This window comes from Streptomyces sp. NEAU-sy36, from assembly GCF_013423905.1.
GTDB classification, from domain to species: Bacteria; Actinomycetota; Actinomycetes; order Streptomycetales; family Streptomycetaceae; genus Streptomyces; species Streptomyces misionensis.
In genome coordinates, this window is sequence record NZ_CP058977.1 from 3989499 (window position 1) to 4010354 (window position 20856).

Below are 20856 nucleotides of genomic sequence, written 5' to 3' on the forward strand. Positions count from 1 at the left end.
CACGCCTTCCGTGAAGCACGCACGCTGCGTGACGGCCGCCCCCTCACCTTCAACGGCAACATCATCGAAACCGGCACTGGCTGCTACCGTCTCGCCAGCACACGCGCACGAGCCGAAGCAGGCGCTCGACTGCCCCGTCGGAACCACGCACGCTGCCACCAGCGTCTGTCGCCGACATGCGCAGACATTCACTGGACAGGACATGAGAACCCCTTCAGGCACCAGCACCGGCGTCGCTGGATGTCTCCTTGCCGGCTTTGGCGCGGCGACTGCGGCCCTTACGTGGGCGCCGCGGGCAGCGATCAGTATCGACGGTGGGTTCGAGGGGCATGCCCGTGATCTGAGCGTGCTCGTTGTGGATCTTCCGCTCGTTCTGCTCGGCGGTGCTCTGGTTCCGCTGCTGGCTTGGTCATTGACCATTCGCTGGACGGGCCGACCCTGTGTTGCGGTACTGGCCGCCGTGACAGCGCTCGCCCTTGGAGTGTGGGGGCTTGTGGAGTGGTGGACTCCCCGCCAACCACCTCACCCCGGTCATGGACACGGCATCTGACCATCCCCGTCCACGGCGCCTGCACATGCCACAGCTCGACGCACGAAGAAGCCTTCCGCCACACGATGCTGTAAAAACTCGGGGCTGGCTCGCTTTCCGTGAAGCGGTAGCTTTGCGTCACGCGAGGAGGACCCGCTTGCGGAGTAGATGGAAGCCAGCGAGGCCGAACATCTGCCTCTTGAGCATCCTGATGCGGTTGACGCTGGGGTTTCAGTGGACGTGGCGCGGGTGATGGAAGCGTTGGCCGAGCAGGGGGTCACGGTGTTGTTCAAGGCCGATGCCAAGCGCATGCGCGACGGTGTGAAGCCATGGACGTTCGGCCGCGATGGGCTGTCAGCCCCTTCTGCCAGCATGCTGCCGTGACAGACACACATGATCAGCGTCCCACCGAAGCCACCCTTGACTTCCTGCGCTCCGCGTTTCCGCCGGAGTGGCGCGAGCCAGCGCTCGGACATGAAGCCGTCGTGGAGTGGGAGCATGAGGAGGGGGTGGTCCTGCCGGAGCCCTACAGGACCTTCATTGCGGAGATCAGTAATGGGTCCAGCCTGGGGCCCGCTGGCGACGGCGGTCTCCAGCCGCTCGGCTGGCTGCCTGACACATGGCCTGACCTCGGCTCGCGACAGCCAGGAGAACCGTTCCCTCTGGAGTCGGCCTGGCTTTGGGAGGACGATGAGAGTGCCGACGCCGCGGACCCACGGATCGACGCCGCGTTCAACAAAGGGTCCGTCGTTCTCGGGTCCGAAGACGGGCAGTCGTTCTGGCTCCTGCTGACCGCCGGCCCCCGCCGCGGCGAGGTGTGGATGATCGCCGACGTCGGCGCCATCCCGGCACCTGGCGACCAGGCATGGGGCTTCGAGGAGTGGGTGCGGCACTGGCACACCGGCAATGAATGGTGGGACTGAGCAGTCCGTCCTTCGCACCCGGGGCACGGACCGTTCGAATCGTTAGTGCCTCCCGAAGTGGTGAACATTCGCTGTCCGTTCTCATAGACAAAGCCACCGCGGGCCGGTCTCTTGACATCGCGGCGCCTTTTTGGCCTTTTCGGCCCTCGGTCATAGTCGGCGCCATGGACTATGACGTAGTGGTGGCCGGAGGCGGCCCGGTCGGACTGATGCTGGCCTGCGAGCTGCGGCTCGGAGGCGTGCGGGTGGCCGTCCTGGAACGCCTCACCGAAGTGAACCCGACGATCAAGGGCGGGGCGATCACCACGCCCAGCGCCGAAGCGCTCTACCGCCGGGGCCTGCTGCCCGCGCTGGCCGAGGTGCAGCGGCAGGCGATGGACCGCTTCCAGGCATTCATACGCGAGCGGAATGGCGGGGACGGAGGCGGGGCTGCGGGCCAAGGGCTCGGGATCGTCGGGCACTTCGCCGGAATCATGCTGCGCGCCGACCTGGTCGACCGTACGGAGCCGGGCCTTGGCGACGCCGGACCCGCCGCCGAGATCGCGTTCGTGACGCAGCAGGACATCGAACGGCTGCTCGGCGGGCGGGCAGACGAACTCGGCGTCGACGTGTGGCGAGGAGTGGAGCTGACCGGCTTCGACGCGGACGACGAGGCCGTCACCGTGCGGACCAGCCATGGGGCCATACGCGCCGGCTGGCTCGTGGGCTGCGACGGCGGCCGCAGCGCGGTCCGCAAGCTCGCGGGGTTCGAGTTCCCCGGAACGGAACCAGAGATCACCTGCCACCAGGCGGTAGTGGAGATGACCGGCGCCGAGGACCTGAAGGTCGGCTGGGCTGCCACGGACACCGGGGTGTACGCCCACGGGCCGATGCCGGGCCGCGTCGTCACCGTGGAGTTCGACGGCCCGCCGACCGACCGGGACGCGCCGGTCACCACCGAGGACCTCCAGGCGCGGCTACGCCGCGTATCCGGCGTGGACGTCACGATCACCGGGGTGCGGACCGCGACCCGCTTCACCGACCACGCCCGCCAGGTCACCGACTACCGCAAGGGCCGGGTGCTGCTGGCGGGCGACGCGGCGCACGTGCACTCCGCGTTCGGGAGCCAGGGGCTGAGCCTGGGCATCGGGGACGCGATGAACCTCGGCTGGAAGCTCGCCGCGGTGATCGGCGGCCGGGCGCCGGAAGGGCTGCTGGACACGTACACCTCTGAGCGGCACCCGGTCGGCGCGTGGGTCCTGGACTGGACCCGGTCCCAGGTCGCGGCCATGCGCCCGGACCCGCAGTCCCGGGCCCTGCGCGAGATCGTCAGCGACCTGGCGGGCACGGTCGTGGGCACCACGTACCTCACCGCGCGGCTCAACGGTGCCGCGGTGCGGTACCAGCTGCCGGGCGAGCACCCGCTGACCGGCCGCAGCACCCCAGACCTCGAACTCACCGACGGCGGCCGCCTCGCGGACCATCTGCACGGGGGCCGGGCGCTCCTGCTCGACCTCACCGACAACGCGGAACTTCGGGCCCTCGCTGCGGGGTATGCCGGGCGCGTCGACACCCTGACGGCTGGTTGTCCGTCCCGCCCGGAACTGGCGGCGGTCCTCGTCCGTCCGGACGGCTTCACGGCCTGGGCGGCCGACGTGGGGGCGCAGGCGCCGACGTCGACGGCCGGGCTGGCGGAGGCACTGGAGGAGTGGTTCGGAGTGCCAGAGGGTGCAGTGATGCCGGGCTGATCCGCCGCTCTGCTGACTGACTCGAACCACGATCCGATTCCACCCACGACCGACGCACCCACTCGGTGTGGCGGCCGCCCGCGCCCGGGCCGGGCCCGGCAGCAGCCCGGAACTCTTACCGGCCGCCTACCGCACCCGCCCCCGGCGTTACGGCTCCCAGCACCCCGCCGGGACAGCCCCGGCGGTGACGGTCACCGCACCTGGGTCACACCTCCTCGGCCGCGTCCGGGTCGCGCACGGGCGCAGGCCGCCCGGCAGTTCGGGCAGGTTGAACGAGTACCGGCCGAGCATTTTGACGTGGCGCTTTAACGGCCAATGCTCATGAGGAATCAGGCAGGAATGGCCGCTCTGGACGTGTCGCCCACCGATGCGTCCCACGATCTGACCTGGGGATAAAGGGGTCCGGGACGGTGAGGAGCAGCAGTATGGGCGTGAGCAACAGCTACCCGTCCAGGACGGAGATCCAACAGCTGCTGGGCATCAAGTCCTTCGGGCTGCGGCGGCTGGTGAGGAAATACGTCAACTTTCCGCAGCCGACCGAATCGCCGCATGATCCGCTCGCGGCCTTCGGCAGTCGGAAGAGCCCGAGGAGGTCTGCTGCGGCGCCTGGTGCAGCGCCAGGCGTGCACGGACCGGCGCTGCGACGACGGGTTCCGGCTGGACACCGGCGCTGACTGCGAGATGTGCGGCAACGTGATCCACATCCGTCGCGCCCGCCGCGCGAAGACCGCTGCTGATCGACCGGGAGTTGCCCGGCCTGCGTGGGGGCGAGCGGCGCCGGGTCCTGCAAGCCGGTTGCCTTGCATGCGAGTTAGGGGGAGGGGGAGTGCGGCAGGAAGTCCTCCGGGCGTTTTAGTTGGCGCTGGATCCCACCCCCATCCAGGCGGAGGCGTTGACCCGGTATGCGGGTGCGGCGCGGTGGGCGTTCAACCATGCGTTCGGGATGAAGGTGGCCGCGCACCAGCAGTGGCGGCGCGAGGTCCAGGCGCTTGTGGACCAAGGTGTTCCGGAGGCGGAAGCCCGTAAAAGGTTGCGGGTTCCGGTGCCGTCGAAGCCGCAGACCCAAAGCACCTCAACCAGATCAAGGGCGACTCCCGCCTCGAAGGGCTCCCAGCTGGTGCGTACGGGCCGGAGCGGCCGTGCCCGTGGTGGCACGAGGTGAACACCTACGCGTTCCAGTCCGCGTTCATCGACGCGGACCGGGCCTGGAAGAACTGGCTTGACTCCCTGCGCGGGGCATGGGCCGGCCGCCGGGTGGGCTACCCGCGGTGCAAGGAGAAGGGCCGCGCGCGAAGCGTTCCGGCTCCACCACGACGTCAAGCGACCGTTGAATCCGGCTGGACAGTTACCGGCGCCTGCTCCTGCCGCGGATCGGTTCCGTGCGGCTGCACGAGTCCGCCAAGCGCCTTGGCCGCCTGATCGGCCGCGACGAGGCCGTGGTGCAGTCGGTGATCGTCTCCCGGGCCGGGGACCGCTGGTACGCCTCCTTTGTGTGCAAGGTCACCACCGAGCTGCCCGAGCAGCCCGCCCGCCGCCAGCGCCAGCACGGCCGCGTCGGCGTTGACCTCGGCGTCAAGCACCTGGCCGCCCTCTCCCAGCCCCTCCAACCGGGCACTCCGGCCACGGCGTTCGTCCCCAATCCCCGGCACGCCCGCAAGACCGAACACCGCCTCACCAAAGCCCAGCGGGCGCTCGCCCGAGCCCAGAAGGGCTCAACACGGCGAGACAAGGCGGCGCCGCGCGGCCCGGCTGCACCACGAGGTCGCCGAGGGGCGCAGCACCGACCTGCACGCCCTGACCAAGCAACTCACCACCCGCTCCGCCGAAGTCGCCATCGAGGACATCAACGTCGCCGGCATGACCCGCACCGCCCGCGACACCCTCGACAAGCCCGGCCGACACGTCCGGCGGAAAGCCGGACTGAACCAGGCCATTCTCGATACCGCGCCAGGCGAGCTGCGACGCCAGCTCACCGACAAGACCCGCTGGCACGGCTCCACCCTCGTGGTCCTCGACCGGTGGTTGCCGTCCAGCAAGACCTGCTCCGTCGGCGGGGTCGCAAATCCCACACCTCACGCTCGCGGACGGGACGGTCCACTGCACCAACTGCACCCTCACGATCGACCGGCACCGAGCCGACAGCTCAAGCCGGTCATAACCATTCGCCGATCACAGCGATCAGAGCGGTGGCTTCGAAGCGGATGGCGAGTTTGTCGAACCGGGTGGCGACCGGAGGTGCCATGCTGACCGCGACCAGGGCGAATCGGGCGAGGGAGAGGCAACGACGGGGGCTCAGTACTACGGTGCCGACAGAGAGAACGGCGACCGCATCGACGACCCCTCTGAGGACGCGCTGTTCATGATGATCAGCGAACTCAACGACTCCGACGACACCTTCGTGGTCGTCCAGCCCGACGAGGACGAGCCAGTGTGGTTCGCCTCAGTGGCCGTCCTGGACAAAGGCGGCCACGAGATCGTCCGCCGTGACGCCTCTCGCCACGAGCACGAGGTCACCACGGCGACGAGCATCAACGACATCGCCCGCGACCTCACCATCTGGATGGCCGCCCGCCACTTCCCGGCACGGCCAACCAGACAGGTCACCGACTTCTCAAACACGACCTATCTCTTCAGGCCGAGGTGTTCCAGGGATTGAAGCGTCTCGATGAGGCCCGCGCGGTCGTCCGGGCCGCGGCGCATTGTGGTTAGGACGGTCGCGGTGGTGCCGGAGTCCTCGACGCTCTGCCACAGTGCGGGGGCGAGTACCGGGTGTGCGCTCACCTCGACCAGCACGTCGTGGTCTTTCAGCAGCTCGGCGGTCGAGTCGGCCAGCAGGACCGGCTGCCGTAGGTTCCGGGCGAAGTAGCCCGCTGTGGCCTGCCTCCAGTCGAGCTCCCGCCCCGTGACCGAGGAGATCATCGGGATGCGGCCGGGCTGGGGGGTGAGTTCGCCGATGGCCTGTTCGAGGTCCGTCAGGATTCGGTCGATCGCCGGACTGTGGGCCGGCAGGTCGACCCGGACCATCGCGCAGAGCACGTCCGCTGCCTGGAGCTCGGCGACGATGGCCTCCAGCTCGGAGCGGTCGCCGGCCAGGACGGTGGTCCGCGGACCGTTCCGGCCGGCCACGCACACGCTCCCCTCGCACCCCCGCAAGTGCTCCGAGAGGTCGGCGGCCGAGAGCTCCACCACGGCCATACCGCTGTCCGGGCCGGCCACGCGGCGCTGCTGGTCGCTGTAGTGGTGGACGAGCCGGGCGGCGTCCGGCAGGTCGAGGATGCCGGCGATGACGCTGGCGGCGACCTCGCCGATGCTGTGGCCCGTGACGGCACCCGGGCGGACGCCCGCCTCCTCCAGCCAGCGGGCGATGCCCACCTGGACGGCAAAGACGATGGGCTGCATGACGCCGACGTCGTGCGTCCTGGCTTCGGGTTCGTCGAGGAAGAGCTCGTGGACGAGGGACCAGCCGGTGTGCCGGGCCAGCTCGCCGTCGCACTCCTCGAGCGCCGCCCGGAAGGCGGGTTCCGTGCGGAACAGCGTCCTCCCCATGCCGACCCACTGCTGCCCGTACGGGGAGCAGACGAAGGCGATCCGGGGGCCGTCCGCGGCGGCGGGCTCCGGTAGGGAGGACGCGCCGCTGCCCGACAGCTCGTGGACGGGCGCACCGTCGAGTGCGCTGAGCCGCGAGCCGGGAGCGGCGGCCACCGCGTCGAGCAGCTCGGTGAACTCCCGGGTCAGCCGCTCGGCCTCCGCGGCCGCGAACAAGTCGAGGGCGTAGGTGAGGCTGCCGTCGATGCCGTTGGGCGCCCGCTGGCCGTCGAAGCCCTCGAACAGCTCGAAGCGAAGATCGAAGCGTGTGATCCCCTCCGTGACCGGCTCGGTCTCCACCTGCAGGCCGGGAAGCCGGAGTTCGGCGCTCTCGTTGTTCTGGAACGCGAGCATCACCTGGATGAGCGGGTGCCAGGCGGGGGAGCGCGGCGGATTGAGGGCCTGGACCAGGTGGTCGAACGGCACCTCCTGGTGGGCGAAGGCCGCCAGGTCCGTACTCCGCACCCGGAAGAGCAACTCCCGGAACGTCGGATCGCCGTCGGTCCTGGTCCTCAGCACCAGTGTGTTGACGAAGAATCCGATCAGATCGTCGAGGCCCTCGTCGGCGCGGCCGGCGGTGGGGATGCCGATGGCGATGTCGGTGCCGGCCCCGCGTTTCGTGAGCAGGGCCGCGAGGGCGGCCTGCACGACCATGAACACGCTGGTGCCGGTCTCCCGCGCCAGCTGGTTCAGCGCCCGGTGGGTCGACGCCCCGACGCGGAAGGGGACTCGGCCGCCCCGGTGCGAGGGGATCTCCGGGCGCGGCATCGTGACATCGATCCGCAAGCGGTCGGGCATCCCTGCCAGCTCCCCCTTCCAGAAGGCGAGCTGCCTGCTGACCAGGCTGTTGGGGTCCTCCGGGTCGCCGAGCAGCTCCTCCTGCCAGAGCGTGTAGTCGGGGTACTGGACCGCGAGCTTCGGCCAGTCGGGCTCCTGCCCGAGACGGCGCGCGGCGTACGCGAGCGCCAGGTCGCGGTTGAGGGGCAGCAGCGACCAGCCGTCGCAGGCGATGTGATGGACGACCAGGAGCAGGACGTGCTCGTCCGCGGACAGCCGGAACAGGTGGGCCCGCAAGGCCGTCTCGGCGGTGAGGTCGAACGCGTAGCCCGCCGCGGCGCTCAGTGCCCCGGGCAGCTCGGCTTCGGTGACGGTGTCGACCGGCAGCTCGACCGGAGCCTCGTCCGGCTCCAGGACGATCTGCTGGGGCCGGCCGTCCCAGTCGGGGTACGCGGTCCGCAGGCTCTCGTGCCTGGCGGCGAGGTCGTCGAGCGCGAGGCGCAGGGCGGACAGGTCGAGGTCGCCGCGCAGCCGGTGGGCCATCGGCATGTTGTAGTGTCCGGCGGCGCCGTGTAGGCGGTTCAGGAACCACAGGCGCCGCTGGGTCTGGGAGAGGGGGATCTCCGCGGGGCGTTCCACCGGGCGCAGCGGCGGGCGCCGGTCGCCGGATCCCTGCTCCAGGTGCTCAGCGAGTTGGGCGACGGTCGGGGCCTCGAAGACCGTCCGTACGGGGACCTCCACGTCCAGGGCGGCGCGGATGCGGCCGGCGAGCCGGGTGGCCAGCAGGGAGTGGCCGCCCAGCTCGAAGAAGGAGTCGTCGATGGTGACCCGGTCGCGGCCGAGTACCTGGGCGAACACCGCGCAGAGGATCTCCTCCTGTTGGCTCCGCGGGGCACGGCCCTTGTTCTCACCCATGGTCAGCTCCCGCCGGCGGCGGCGCGGACCCGGACGGGCCATGCCGCGGAGTCGAGGCCGTACTGGCAGAGGAAGGCGTAGACGAGTCGTTCCAGGCCGAAGCCGACACAGCCGCTGCGGGTCGGACCGTCCGTGCCGTGGCCGATGCCGAAGGCCTTGCCGAAGAGGTCGTCGTGAAAGTTGAAGGAGCCGACGGCGATCGTCTTCTCGGGGGCGACGTGGAGCCGCAGCTCGTACTTGAGCTGCAGCAGCCGCTGGGACCAGATGCGCTCGGAGGTGTCGGTGCCGCAGAAGAACGGGTCGTTGCCCACCTCGCAGAAGCCGCTCAGGCCGAGCTCCTCAAGGAAGGCGAAGACCTTTCGCATAAAGCGTTCGCGGGCGTTCAGCACGTCTTCACGGGACCCCATGAAGACCATCTCCCGGATGGTGAAATCCCAGAGCCGTTCCAGGCTGGTGGCGTACGCCGCCTCGAAGCGGAACGATTTGCCGCGAGAGGTGACCACGTGGAGCCGGTTCGGGGCCAGCGTCCGGCCGCTGTACTGGCTGAAGGTATGGTAACACATCGTGGGTGGCAGGCAGTAGTCCACGTTGCCGCAGGAGTCCAGTACCGCGGAATCGATGCCGGTGGCGGCGTGCCGCTCCTGGAAGGCGCGGTAGACGTCCAGATCGTTGCGCAGCCGGGTGACGAACATCAGGTGCTGCGGGAAGGCCTTGAAGTAGCCCGCCGTCTCCAGCGACTTCGTCCTGATCAACGTCGGGTAGCGGTACTCGCTGACCTCGTGGTCCTCGGCCAGCAGGTCGCACACGGCACGGTCGAAGTAGCTGAAGAGGGAGAGAAGCGGCTCGCCGATGGCCACCTGCCCCTCACCGACCACCGTCACCGCACCCGTCTTGGAAAGGAGTTCGAATATGTCCTGGTGCGGTGAGCGCTGGTGTGGCGACGTCCAGACGGCCTTGGCCGGCGTCACCCGCTGCTTCCGGACGTCGTTGTCCACCATGCAATTGACCTTTTCGGTCAAGGCGCCCTGTGGAAGCGGCTGTTCGGAGCGGAGCGTCACGGAGCGCACTTCGCCGCCGTCGGCGTGTACCTCGAAGCCGGTGATCTCGGGCGACACGAAGAAGAGCCGTCGCTCGATCTCGGCGGCCAGCGCCTCGGGAATCGGGCTGTGCAGGTCGATGCGGGTGAGGACCTGGTCGGGGTGGGTCATGGTGGTCGGTTTCCTCGCCGGTGGGAGAGCGGTCGAACGGTCCGGCGCGCGGCGGCGTAGGGCCGCCGCGCGCCCGCGGGGGGACTGGACTCAGGCCGCCGTCGCCGTCCGCGACGTGACGAGGCGGACGAGCCCGTCGACCGTGCGGAAGTTGTCGAAGTCCATGTCCGCCGGGCCGAGGGTCAGGGCGAACTCCTTCTCCACGAAGAGTGCGAGCTGCATCGCGAAGAGGGAGTTGACGTAGCCGAGGGCGAAGAAGTCGTCGCTGTCGGCGAGGGGCTGGCCGGCCAACTGCGGGGCGAGGAATTCACGGACCCGGGCGCGCACGTCGTCGTTCGTCATGTGTATTTTCTCCTTGGCTGTGTCGGGTTAGTAGGTGTAAAAGCCCTGGCCGGTCTTGCGGCCCAGGAGTCGTGCGTCGACCATCCGCTGGAGCAGCGGAGCGGGGCGGTACTTGCTGTCCTTGTAGCTCTCATACATGACGGTGATCGAGTTCAGGATCGTGTCGAGGCCGATCAGGTCACCGGTCTCCAGGGGGCCCATCTTGTGGCCGAAGCAGCCGCGGAACATCTTGTCGACGTCCTCGGCCGAGGCGATGCCCTCCTGGACGCAGAAGATCGCCTCGTTGATGGTCACCATGAGGACCCGGTTGGTGATGAAGCCGGGGGCGTCCTGGACGACGATGCCCTCTTTGCCCATCTGCGACAGGAGGCCGAGGGCGGTGCCCAGCGTCGCCTCGCTGGTGAAGTGCCCGCTGACCACCTCGACGGTGTCCATCATCGGGACGGGGTTCATGAAGTGCAGCCCGAGGATCTCGGCCGGCCGGCCGGTGACCGAGCCCACTCGGGTGATCGGCACGGCCGAGGTGTTCACACCGAATATCACCCCGGGCCGGCAGATGGCGTCGATCTGCTCGTAGACCGACCGCTTGACGGCCCAGTCCTCGGTGACGTTCTCGACCACGAAGTCGACATCGGCCAGCGCGGAGAGCTCGGTGGCGGTGGTGATCCGGGCGAGTACCGTCTTCGCGTCCTCCTTCAGGGGCTTGCCGAGCAGCATCGGCTGCACCAACAGGTCGCGGTCGATCTGCTTCATCCCGCTGTCGAGTTGGGCCTGCGAGATGTCCACGAGGACCACCTCGAATCCGGACTCCGCGAAGGACTGGGCGACGCCGCGGCCGATCGTGCCGGCGCCGATCACACCTATGGTTCGGATGCTCACTGGGGTACCACCTTCGTGCGATAGAGAGGGAAGCGGGTGTGCTCGATCAGCCCTGGGTGTCCTTGGCGTCCAGGTGCGCGGCGAGGTCCGCGATCGTGACGTAGCGGAACAGGTCGACCATGGAGACCCGGATGTCCATGATCTTCTGGATGCTCTGGGCGATCCGGAGCGCGGTCAGCGAGTCCACACCGAGCGCGAACGAGGTGTCGTGCACGTTGAGTTCGGTGAGGCCGAGCTCGCGGGCCCAGATCCGGGCGAGCGCGCGCTCGGTGTCGCTGAAGTCGCCGCTCTCCCTGCCGAAGAGCTTCGGCTCGCCGTCGGACGGGGTGGCGGGCGCCGTCTCGGCCGATTCACCGCCATCGCCGCGGGCGGCGGCGATGGCCTGCCGGACCGGGGCGGCCAGGACCACCGGAGCGCGGTGGAGCAGCTCCGTGAGACCGCCGGGCCCGCCCAGCCTGGGGTAGTTGATCTCGCCGACGATCACCCGGCTGCAGGCCGAGGAGATGATCTCCTCGAAGCTGCCGAGACCGTCCTCGACCGACACCGACCGGAAGAAGCCCTGGTCCTGTTGGACTCCGTGGTCGAAGGCCATGCCGGTTTCCAGCCAGTCGCTCCAGTCGACCGTCACCGTCCACCGGCCGCGCGCGGAGCGCTGTTCGGCGAAGTGGTCCAGGTAGCTGTTGGCGGCAGTGTAGTCGCCCTGCCCGGCCGCTCCGAAGATCGCCACCGTGGAGCCGAAGTTGACCATGAGCTCCGGCGGATCATCCTGGGTGACCAGGTCCAGCACGGTGGCGCCGAGCACCTTGGGGTCAAGCGTACGGCGGAAGGTTTCCGCTTCCTTGCGGAAGAGGAAGCCGTCGCCGGCGACGCCGGCCGCGTGGACGATACAGCCGATCGCGCCGAGTTCGGCACGGATCCTCGCGACGACTGTCTGCATCGCCGTGAGGTCGGTGACGTCGCCGGAGTAGCTGCGGACCTCGGCGCCGTTCCGCTCCAGCTCGCGCAGTGCTTCGATCTGCCCGCACAGCCGGGCGTCGGCGACCTCGTCCCACCGCTCGCGCGGAGGCAGTTCGGTGCGGTTGACCAGGGCGAGCCGCGCACCCGGCACCGAACGGCTCAGGTGGCGTGCGACCGCCAGCCCGAGCCCGCCCAGGCCGCCGGTGATGAGGTACACCCCGTCCGGGCGCACCGGCGCGGACCTGGGTTGCTCCCGCAGGTGCACCGGCGCGAGCTCGGCGACGTACCGCAGTCCGCCGCGCAGCGCGACCGCGGTGGGGGTCCGGGCCCCGAGCAACTCGGCGCAGACGGCCTCCGCGCCGGTTTCGGCGGCGATGTCGAGGCAGAACACGTCGGTGCTCTCGAACTCCTGTCCGATCACCTTGGCCAGGCCGAAGAGCGTCGCGTGCACTGCGGCCGTCTCCGGCTCGGTGCCGGTCACCCGTGCCACCGAGGGGGCGACCACGCTGAGCCTGGCCGGGGTGGCACCGCGCTCGGAGAGGGTGCGGGCCAGGTGGAACAGACTGTGGACGCCGTGGTCGAGCCTTGCCTCCAGGGTCCGCAGATCCTGCTGGACGCCGCCGTCGGCGGGAGCCGCGACGTGTACGACTTCGTCCGGGAGGTCCGCACCGAGCGCGTCCAGCAGGCGCCCGAAGCCCTCCCCGGTGGGCGGAACCTCGTACCGCCCCGGACCGGTCTGCCGCCACTCGCCTGCGAGTTCCGCCTCGGTGACGCCGATTCCACGCGCACGAAGCCCGGCGCCCAACTCCGTTCCAATACCGCCGTGTTCACCGATCACCAGGACCCGGGCGGGTGGGGCCTGCTGCTCCCCGGGCGCCGGCGCCGGGATCCATCGGAGGGTGTGGTGCCGGGCGTGCGGGCGCAGTCGGGCCACCGTGGTCGGGGCGTCGGTGACGCGCTTCACCGTGAAGCCGCGGATCTCGGCGGCAGTGGCCCCCGACTCGTCGCAGACCACCACGTCGACCTTGCGGAACTCGGCGTTGTTCAGATAGCCCGGGTGCGGCTTCATGAAGCTCAGGCCGCGGGCGGGCAGTGGGCCGTACAGGAGCAGCGAGTCGTAGCCGACCGGGAGGAAGAAGTCCCGCTCACCGAGGGCGAGCCGGCGGTCCTCGGCGCTCTCCAGGACGGCGAAGCCGCTGAACCCGGTGGCCTGGTCGAGCAGGGCCGGGTGCAGGGGGTGGTCCTGGCACTCGGTGCGGTACTGCTCGGGCAGGTCGAGTACGCCGAGGGCGGCCCGGACGCCGACGTGCACGGTCGGCAGGCTGCTGCGCCAGCGGTCGCCGAAGTTCATGACCTTGTGTTCGGTCTGCCGCCGGGCGATGTCCACGCTCTCCAGCGAGCACAGTTCACGCAGGGCAGCCAGGTCCTGCTGCGGAGCGGGTGAGGAGTGCGGCCTGACGCCGACCGTGCCCTGGACGTGCGTCGTCCAGTGGTCGCTCGCCGGGTCGTGGCTGGCCACGGTGAACTCGGCCCGCAGGTCGTCGATCTCGCGGACGGTCGTGTGGGTCGTACGGGGGGTGTCTTCCTGCACCAGCAGCGGAACGAGGAACGTGACGTCGTGGAGCTCGGTGACCGGGCGGCCAAAGTGCTCGGACGCGGCGGCCCGGGCCATCTCCAGATATGTGGTTCCGGGGACGATCGCCTCTCCGAGCAGCTTGTGCTCGGAGAGCACCCAGTGCCGTTCCAGCGCGAACTCGGTGAGGAAGACCGACTGGCCGGCAGACCGCAGCAGCACCTGGTCCAGCAGCGGGTGTGGGCCGCGCGCGTGCCGGACCACGGCTTTCGGGCTCTGAGGCTCCAGCCAGTAGTGCTTGTGTTGGAAGGGGTAGGTGGGGAGGGGGATGCGGTGGCGTTGTTGGTGGTTGTGGTAGGTGGGCCAGTGGGGTGTGGTGCCGGTGAGCCAGAGGTTGGCGAGGGTGCGTTGGATGGTTTCGGTGGGGGTGCGGGGGTCGCGTTTGTGGGGGAGTGAGGCGAGGGTGGTGGTGTGGGTGTTGGTGTGGGTGAGGATGCGGCGGGCGAGGCTGGTGAGGGTTTGGCCGGGGCCGATTTCGAGGAGGGTGGTGTGGGGTTGGGTGGTGGCGGTTTGGATGCTGGTGGCGTATTCGACGGTGGCGCGGATGTGGTTGCCCCAGTAGGTGGGGTCGGTGGCTTGTTGGTCGGTGATCCAGGTGCCGGTGGTGTTGGAGATGAAGGGGGTGTGGGGGGTTTGGGGGTTGGTGGTGGCGACCGCGGTGGTGAATTCCGCGATCATCGGTTCCATGAGGGGGGAGTGGAAGGCGTGGCTGGTGGTGATGGGTTGGGTGGGCCAGCCGTTTTCTTCGGCGAGGGTGGTGAAGGTGTGGATGGCGTCGTGGGGGCCGGAGATGACGCAGTCTCGGGGGCCGTTGTGGGCGGCGAGGGAGAGGGTGTCGGGGAGGGCGGCTTCGATGGTGGTGCGGTCGGCCATGACGTTGAGCATGGCGCCGGGGGTTTGGGCTTGCATGAGGCGGCCGCGGAGGGTGACGAGGTGGAGGGCGTCGGGGAGGGTGAAGACGCCGGCGAGGCAGGCGGCGGTCCATTCGCCGAGGCTGTGGCCGAGCATGCCGGTGGGGGTGATGCCCCAGGTTTTCCAGAGTTGGGTGAGGGCGTATTCGATGGTGAAGAGGGCGGGTTGGGCCCATTGGGTCTGGTCGAGTCGGGGGTCGTCGGTGAAGACGATGGTGCGGATGTCTTCGCCGAGGTGGGGGGTGAGGAGTTCGGCGCATTCGTCGACGGCGCTGCGGAATGCGGGTTCGTGTTGGTAGAGGTCGTGGGCCATGCGGGTGTGTTGTGAGCCTTGGCCGCTGAAGAGGTAGATCAGTGGTGTGGTGTCGCGGGTGGTGTGGCTGGTGGTGACGTGGGCGGGGTCGCGGGTTTCCAGGGCTGTGGCGATGGCGTCGGGTGTGGTGCCGGTGACGGTGCGGCGGTGGGGGAAGGCGCGGCGTCCGGTGGCGAGGGTGTAGGCGGTGTCGGCGAGGTTGGGTTGGGTGCGGCGTAGGTGGGCGGCGAGTCGGTCGGTGGCTTCTTCGAGTGCTTGGGGGGTGCGGGCGGAGAGGATGAGGGTTTCGGTGGGGCGGGTGCTGGGTGGTGAGGGTGGGGTGTGGGGGGCTTCTTCGAGGATGATGTGGGCGTTGCTGCCGCCGAAGCCGAAGGCGCTGATGCCGGCGCGGCGGGTGTGGTCGGGGGTGCGGGGCCAGGGGGTGGCCTGGTCCTGGATGTGGAAGGGGCTGTTGGTGAAGTCGATGTCGGGGTTGGGGCGCTGGTAGTTGAGTGAGGGGGGCAGGAGTTGGTGTTCGAGGGCGAGGGTGGTCTTGATCAGGCCTGCGATGCCGGCGGCGGCGTCGAGGTGGCCGATGTTGCCCTTGACCGATCCCAGAGCGCAGGAGCCGGCACCGCCGAACGCACGCGACAACGCCTGCACCTCGATGGAATCTCCGATCACGGTGCCGCTGCCGTGTGCCTCGACGTAGTCGATGTCCTCGGGACCGACCTCCGCGGCGGCCAGCGCCTCGGTGATCACATCGGCCTGACCGCCGACTGTCGGTGCCGTGAAGCTCGCCTTGACCCCGCCGTCGTTGTTGACGGCCGAACCCCTGATCACGGCGTGGATGGTGTCGCCGTCGGCCAGCGCGTCCTCCAGCCGTTTCAGCACCACCACGCCGACGCCGTTGCCGAAGACCGTGCCCCGGGCATCCGCGTCGAACGGGCGGACATGCCCGTCCGGTGAAAGGAAGGCCCCCTCCTGGTAGGGGTAGCCGGTGTTCTCCTGCACCTTGTAGGAGACCGCCCCGGACAGGGCCATGTCGCACTCGTAGTTGAGCAGGCTCTGACAGGCGGAGTGGAGCGCCACCAGCGAGCTTGAGCAGGCGGTCTGGACCGGGAAGCTCGGCCCCCTCAGGTCGAGCTTGTACGACACCCGGCTCGTCAGGAAGGCGAGCTCGAAGCCCAGGCCGACGTTCTCGCCCTTGATCGCCTCGCCCTGCTCCAGATTGCTGAGGATGTTCCCCAGATAGGCGGTGGTGCTGGCACCGCCGAACACGCCGATGCTGCCCTCGTACCGGGCGGCGTCGTGGCCGGAGTGCTCCAGCGCCTGCCAGGCGGTCTCCAGGAAGAGCCGGTGCTGCGGGTCCATGATCTTCGCCTCGCGGGCGGTGTAACCGAAGAACTCCGCATCGAACAGGCCCATACCCTCGAACTTGGGTACGGCCTTGACGTAGTGGGGGCTGCCGTAGACCTCGGCCGGCACCCCGGCCGCCGCCAGTTCCTCGTCGGAGAGCGGAAGGATCGACTCCACACCGTCGCGCAGGTTCGACCAGAACTCGGCCAGGTCGCCCGCGCCGGGGAAGCGCCCCGCCATCCCGACGATCGCGACACCGTCCCGTTCCGGGAGGTCCGTGAACTCAGTGGTCATCATTCGCCCCTTGCCGTACGACGCCGTTGCTGCTGGCGCCTGCGCTGCTGCATCTTGTCTCTGCGTTCCTCAAGCGTCTTGAGGCTGTTCCGCGGTGTCTGCTCCACGGGTTTCTCCGCTACGGCGGCCAGGTGCGACACCGTCAGCCCCTCGTACAGGTCGCCGAGGGCGAGCTTCGCGCCGAGCCGGGTGTTGACGGTGCTCACCACCTGGATCGCGATCAGGGAGTTTCCGCCCAGATCGAAGAAGCTGTCCTGGATACCGACCTTCTCGATGCCCAGCAGCGCCTGCCATGCCTCGCAGATCGCGCGCTCGGCGTCGGTGCGCGGCGCCACGAACTCGGTCAGGATGTCCGGGCGCTCGTACACGGCGCCGCGAGGCTCCGTGACGGTGTCCTGCTCCAGCGAGAAGGCGTTCTCGAAGAGCGCCGTCAGCTCGGCCGGCGACACGACGACCTGCGGTTCCGACACCCCCGCCAGGATGGTGTCGAGTGCCCGCAGCCCCTCGGAGGGGGACATGGCACGCTGGTCCACCCGATCGGCGAAGGGCGTCGCGGCGTCGGCCGCCATGCCTACCTCGCGCCAGGGGCCCCAGTCGATCGCGATCACCCGCCGGGTGCGGCTGCGGTCCTGGGCGAAGGCGTCGAGGAAGCAGTTGGCGGCGCAGTAGTCGACCTGGCCTGCACTGCCCACGTTCGCGCCGTTCGATCCGAACAGGACCAGGAAGTCCAGATCCTGCCCTGCCAGCGCCTCCTCCAGCACCAGGGTCCCGCGCACCTTCGGGAGCAGGACCTCGGCTGCCGCCCGGAGGTCCTTGAGCTGGATCAGGCCGCCACTGGGGACACCCGCCATGTGGAAGGCGCCGTTGATGCCGCCCCAGCGCCCGACGGTCTGCCGGACGGCCTCATCCATCGCCGCCCGGTCGCTCACGTCGGCCCGGCACACGAGGAGTTCCGCTCCCGCGTCGCGGAGGCGCACCAGCTCGCGTACGACGTCGGACAGCCGGCTCCTTCCGGGATTGCGGGCGAGCCACTCGTCCCACTCCGCGGCGTCGGGCAGCCCGGTGCGCGAGGTGAGTGCGATCCGTGCCCCGGCCGCCGCGAGGTGCCCCGCGAGGGTCAGCCCCAGGCCGCCGGTGCCGCCGGTGACCAGGTAGACGCCGCCCTTGCGCACCACCGGCGGCCGGTCGCCGCGCGGCAGCGGCTGCTGTACGAAGTGCTGGGACCAGCGGTGGCCGCCGCGGTGCGCCACCGTCTCCGGTCCCCGCCCCGGCTCGACGGCCAGCTCGGCCATCAGGCGGACCAGCTCCCGCTCGTTGGGAGCGGCGCCGTAGTCGAGGTCGACGCTGCGGCAGGCGGTGTCCGGCAGCTCGCGGGGCAGCACACGGCACGGCCCCAGCAGGGTGGCCTTCAACGGCGAGAGCACCTCGGCGCCGGTGATGTCGTGCAGGCCGTTGCTGAGCACCCAGATCCGGCGCGGCTCGCTTTCAGCATGCCGGGCGAGGGCCTGGGCCAGGAGGATCAGGCTCTCGAAACCGTGCCGCAGGCTGCCCTCCTCACCCGGTGCGGTGACGTTCCAGCTGTGGACGATGCGGGTGGGCGCGCCGGCGGGGCCGCTCCGCAGGGTGTCGATCAGCCGCTCGTAGTCGGAGCCGCTTCCCGCGTCGACGGCGTAGCGGCCGTCCCCTCGGTCGGCCCAGGCGCCGGCCGCCTCCACCACGGTGACGGCGGCACCGGCGGCCCGCAGCCGTCCGGCCACTGCCTCTCCCACTCCCACGGCGTCGGCGAAGACGAGCCAGTGCCGCGCGGCGTCCGGCTGCTCCCCGGCGGGCAGGGTCTCCCGTTGCCAGGACGGCGCGTAGAACCACTGCGTGATGTCGTCGCGGCGCATCGTGGCACGGTCGGCGGCCTGAGGCGTGGCGGCCTGCCGGTCCAGCCAGTAGTGCTTGTGTTGGAAGGGGTAGGTGGGGAGGGGGATGCGGTGGCGTTGTTGGTGGTTGTGGTAGGTGGGCCAGTGGGGTGTGGTGCCGGTGAGCCAGAGGTTGGCGAGGGTGCGTTGGATGGTTTCGGTGGGGGTGCGGGGGTCGCGTTTGTGGGGGAGTGAGGCGAGGGTGGTGGTGTGGGTGTTGGTGTGGGTGAGGATGCGGCGGGCGAGGCTGGTGAGGGTTTGGCCGGGGCCGATTTCGAGGAGGGTGGTGTGGGGTTGGGTGGTGGCGGTTTGGATGCTGGTGGCGTATTCGACGGTGGCGCGGATGTGGTTGCCCCAGTAGGTGGGGTCGGTGGCTTGTTGGTCGGTGATCCAGGTGCCGGTGGTGTTGGAGATGAAGGGGGTGTGGGGGGTTTGGGGGTTGGTGGTGGCGACCGCGGTGGTGAATTCCGCGATCATCGGTTCCATGAGGGGGGAGTGGAAGGCGTGGCTGGTGGTGATGGGTTGGGTGGGCCAGCCGTTTTCTTCGGCGAGGGTGGTGAAGGTGTGGATGGCGTCGTGGGGGCCGGAGATGACGCAGTCTCGGGGGCCGTTGTGGGCGGCGAGGGAGAGGGTGTCGGGGAGGGCGGCTTCGATGGTGGTGCGGTCGGCCATGACGTTGAGCATGGCGCCGGGGGTTTGGGCTTGCATGAGGCGGCCGCGGAGGGTGACGAGGTGGAGGGCGTCGGGGAGGGTGAAGACGCCGGCGAGGCAGGCGGCGGTCCATTCGCCGAGGCTGTGGCCGAGCATGCCGGTGGGGGTGATGCCCCAGGTTTTCCAGAGTTGGGTGAGGGCGTATTCGATGGTGAAGAGGGCGGGTTGGGCCCATTGGGTCTGGTCGAGTCGGGGGTCGTCGGTGAAGACGATGGTGCGGATGTCTTCGCCGAGGTGGGGGGTGAGGAGTTCGGCGCATTCGTCGACGGCGCTGCGGAATGCGGGTTCGTGTTGGTAGAGGTCGTGGGCCATGCGGGTGTGTTGTGAGCCTTGGCCGCTGAAGAGGTAGATCAGTGGTGTGGTGTCGCGGGTGGTGTGGCTGGTGGTGACGTGGGCGGGGTCGCGGGTTTCCAGGGCTGTGGCGATGGCGTCGGGTGTGGTGCCGGTGACGGTGCGGCGGTGGGGGAAGGCGCGGCGTCCGGTGGCGAGGGTGTAGGCGGTGTCGGCGAGGTTGGGTTGGGTGCGGCGTAGGTGGGCGGCGAGTCGGTCGGTGGCTTCTTCGAGTGCTTGGGGGGTGCGGGCGGAGAGGATGAGGGTTTCGGTGGGGCGGGTGCTGGGTGGTGAGGGTGGGGTGTGGGGGGCTTCTTCGAGGATGATGTGGGCGTTGCTGCCGCCGAAGCCGAAGGCGCTGATGCCGGCGCGGCGGGTGTGGTCGGGGGTGCGGGGCCAGGGGGTGGCCTGGTCCTGGATGTGGAAGGGGCTGTTGGTGAAGTCGATGTCGGGGTTGGGGCGCTGGTAGTTGAGTGAGGGGGGCAGGAGTTGGTGTTCGAGGGCGAGGGTGGTCTTGATCAGGCCTGCGATGCCGGCGGCGGCGTCGAGGTGGCCGATGTTGCCCTTGACCGATCCCAGAGCGCAGGAGCCGGCACCGCCGAACGCACGCGACAACGCCTGCACCTCGATCGGGTCCCCCAGCGACGTACCCGTTCCGTGTGCCTCGACGTAGTCGATGTCCTCGGGGGTCAGGCCCGCGCTGCCGAGAGCGGCCGAGATGACGGCGGCCTGGCCGGTGACGCTGGGGGCGGTGAAGCCGACCTTGACCCCGCCGTCGTTGTTGACGGCCGAACCCCTGATCACGGCGTGGATGGTGTCGCCGTCGGCCAGCGCGTCCTCCAACCGTTTCAGCACCACCACGCCGACGCCCGTGCCGAAGACCGTGCCCCGGGCATCCGCGTCGAACGGGCGGACATGCCCGTCCGGAGAGACGAAGGATCCGTCCTGGTGCAGGTATCCCGTGCCCGGGTTCGGGTCTACGTGGACACCGCCCGCCAGAGCGAGGTCGCACTCCCCGGCGAGCAGACTGCGGCAGGCGGTGTGGGCGGCGAGCAGCGCCGTCGAGCAGGCGGCGCGCAGCGATACCGCAGGGCCCTTCAGGTCCAGCTTGTACGACACCCGGGAGGCCAGGAAGCCGAGCTCGTTCGCCACCAGGATCTGGGTCTGGCCCAGGGTCTCCACGATCTGCTGGTGCGAATAGACGTGCTGGACGTAGCGGTTGGCCCCCGCACCGCCGAACACGCCGATGCTGCCGTCGTACTGCTCGGCGTCGTGGCCGGAGTGCTCCAGCGCATGCCAGGCTGTCTCCAGGAAGAGCCGGTGCTGCGGGTCCATCACCTCGGCCTCGCGGGCGGTGTAACCGAAGAATTCCGCATCGAACAGGTCGCTGCCGGTGAAGGCCGGCGCGGCCTTGACGTAGTTCGGCTGCTCGTAGACCTCGGCCGGCACCCCGGCCGCCGCCAGTTCCTCGGCGGAGAGCGGAAGGATCGACTCCACACCGTCGCGCAGGTTCGACCAGAACTCGGCCAGGTCGCCCGCGCCGGGGAAACGCCCCGCCATCCCGACGATCGCGACAC

The 20856-nt window shown here is 69.6% G+C and carries 15 protein-coding genes and 1 pseudogene; 9 read left to right on the plus strand and 7 right to left on the minus strand.

Features of this window, described 5'->3' with window-relative positions:
* Positions 1–42: 42 nt before the first annotated feature.
* From HZZ00_RS38465 to HZZ00_RS38475, 7 genes and pseudogenes are all read left to right on the plus strand, one after another.
* A pseudogene (locus tag HZZ00_RS38465) lies at positions 43–126 on the plus strand (AAA family ATPase); the annotation flags it as partial.
* Positions 127–202: 76 nt separating this feature from the next.
* Positions 203–550 carry a hypothetical protein gene (locus HZZ00_RS38470; RefSeq protein ID WP_257585962.1) on the plus strand — a complete coding sequence of 116 codons (348 nt, stop codon included), beginning with the start codon at positions 203–205 and terminating at the stop codon, positions 548–550.
* A 147-nt stretch (positions 551–697) separates the two neighbouring features.
* Positions 698–913, plus strand: coding sequence for a hypothetical protein (locus tag HZZ00_RS18335; RefSeq protein ID WP_180327586.1), 216 nt, complete (start codon positions 698–700; stop codon positions 911–913).
* Positions 910–1452, plus strand: coding sequence for an SMI1/KNR4 family protein (locus HZZ00_RS18340; protein ID WP_180333202.1), 543 nt, complete (start codon positions 910–912; stop codon positions 1450–1452). The genes HZZ00_RS18335 and HZZ00_RS18340 overlap by 4 nt, the downstream gene beginning before the upstream one ends.
* 164 nt (positions 1453–1616) lie before the next feature.
* Entirely contained in the window at positions 1617–3179 is a 1563-nt protein-coding gene (locus HZZ00_RS18345; RefSeq protein WP_257585877.1) for an FAD-dependent monooxygenase, read from the plus strand.
* 431 nt (positions 3180–3610) lie between these two features.
* The gene (locus tag HZZ00_RS38105; protein ID WP_219014150.1) at positions 3611–3853 is read left to right on the plus strand and encodes a hypothetical protein; all 243 of its coding nucleotides are present in this window, start codon (positions 3611–3613) and stop codon (positions 3851–3853) included.
* 218 nt (positions 3854–4071) lie between these two features.
* Positions 4072–4341: a hypothetical protein gene (locus HZZ00_RS38475; protein ID WP_257585964.1), complete on the plus strand. Its 270-nt coding sequence runs from the start codon at positions 4072–4074 to the stop codon at positions 4339–4341.
* Between the two features lie 154 nt (positions 4342–4495).
* Here HZZ00_RS38475 and HZZ00_RS38480 read toward each other — a convergent pair whose 3' ends face one another.
* Positions 4496–4759, minus strand: coding sequence for a hypothetical protein (locus HZZ00_RS38480; RefSeq protein WP_257586052.1), 264 nt, complete (start codon positions 4757–4759; stop codon positions 4496–4498).
* On the opposite strand from HZZ00_RS38480, the gene HZZ00_RS38485 reads away from it, so the two are divergent.
* Together HZZ00_RS38485 and HZZ00_RS18355 are read left to right on the plus strand one after the other, a co-directional pair.
* Positions 4670–5542, plus strand: coding sequence for a transposase (locus HZZ00_RS38485; protein ID WP_257585965.1), 873 nt, complete (start codon positions 4670–4672; stop codon positions 5540–5542). The two genes, HZZ00_RS38480 and HZZ00_RS38485, sit on opposite strands and share 90 nt — an antisense overlap.
* Positions 5539–5835 carry a hypothetical protein gene (locus HZZ00_RS18355; RefSeq protein WP_257585878.1) on the plus strand — a complete coding sequence of 99 codons (297 nt, stop codon included), beginning with the start codon at positions 5539–5541 and terminating at the stop codon, positions 5833–5835. The genes HZZ00_RS38485 and HZZ00_RS18355 overlap by 4 nt, the downstream gene beginning before the upstream one ends.
* Here the strand turns inward: HZZ00_RS18355 and HZZ00_RS18360 are convergent.
* The 6 genes from HZZ00_RS18360 to HZZ00_RS18385 form a co-directional block, all read right to left on the minus strand.
* Positions 5802–8456, minus strand: a complete 2655-nt coding sequence (locus HZZ00_RS18360) for a condensation domain-containing protein (RefSeq protein WP_180333203.1) — start codon at positions 8454–8456, stop codon at positions 5802–5804. The genes HZZ00_RS18355 and HZZ00_RS18360 overlap by 34 nt on opposite strands.
* Positions 8457–8458: 2 nt before the next feature.
* A complete protein-coding gene (locus tag HZZ00_RS18365; protein ID WP_180333204.1) occupies positions 8459–9664 on the minus strand; it encodes a hypothetical protein in 1206 nt (401 codons plus the stop codon).
* Between the two features lie 90 nt (positions 9665–9754).
* Positions 9755–10006 carry an acyl carrier protein gene (locus HZZ00_RS18370; RefSeq protein ID WP_180333205.1) on the minus strand — a complete coding sequence of 84 codons (252 nt, stop codon included), beginning with the start codon at positions 10004–10006 and terminating at the stop codon, positions 9755–9757.
* A gap of 27 nt (positions 10007–10033) precedes the next feature.
* A complete protein-coding gene (locus HZZ00_RS18375) occupies positions 10034–10885 on the minus strand; it encodes a 3-hydroxyacyl-CoA dehydrogenase family protein (protein WP_180333206.1) in 852 nt (283 codons plus the stop codon).
* Positions 10886–10931: 46 nt separating this feature from the next.
* Positions 10932–16331, minus strand: coding sequence for a type I polyketide synthase (locus tag HZZ00_RS18380; RefSeq protein WP_180333207.1), 5400 nt, complete (start codon positions 16329–16331; stop codon positions 10932–10934).
* Entirely contained in the window at positions 16331–20839 is a 4509-nt protein-coding gene (locus HZZ00_RS18385) for a type I polyketide synthase (RefSeq protein WP_180333208.1), read from the minus strand. The genes HZZ00_RS18380 and HZZ00_RS18385 overlap by 1 nt, the downstream gene beginning before the upstream one ends.
* Positions 20840–20856: the final 17 nt, after the last annotated feature.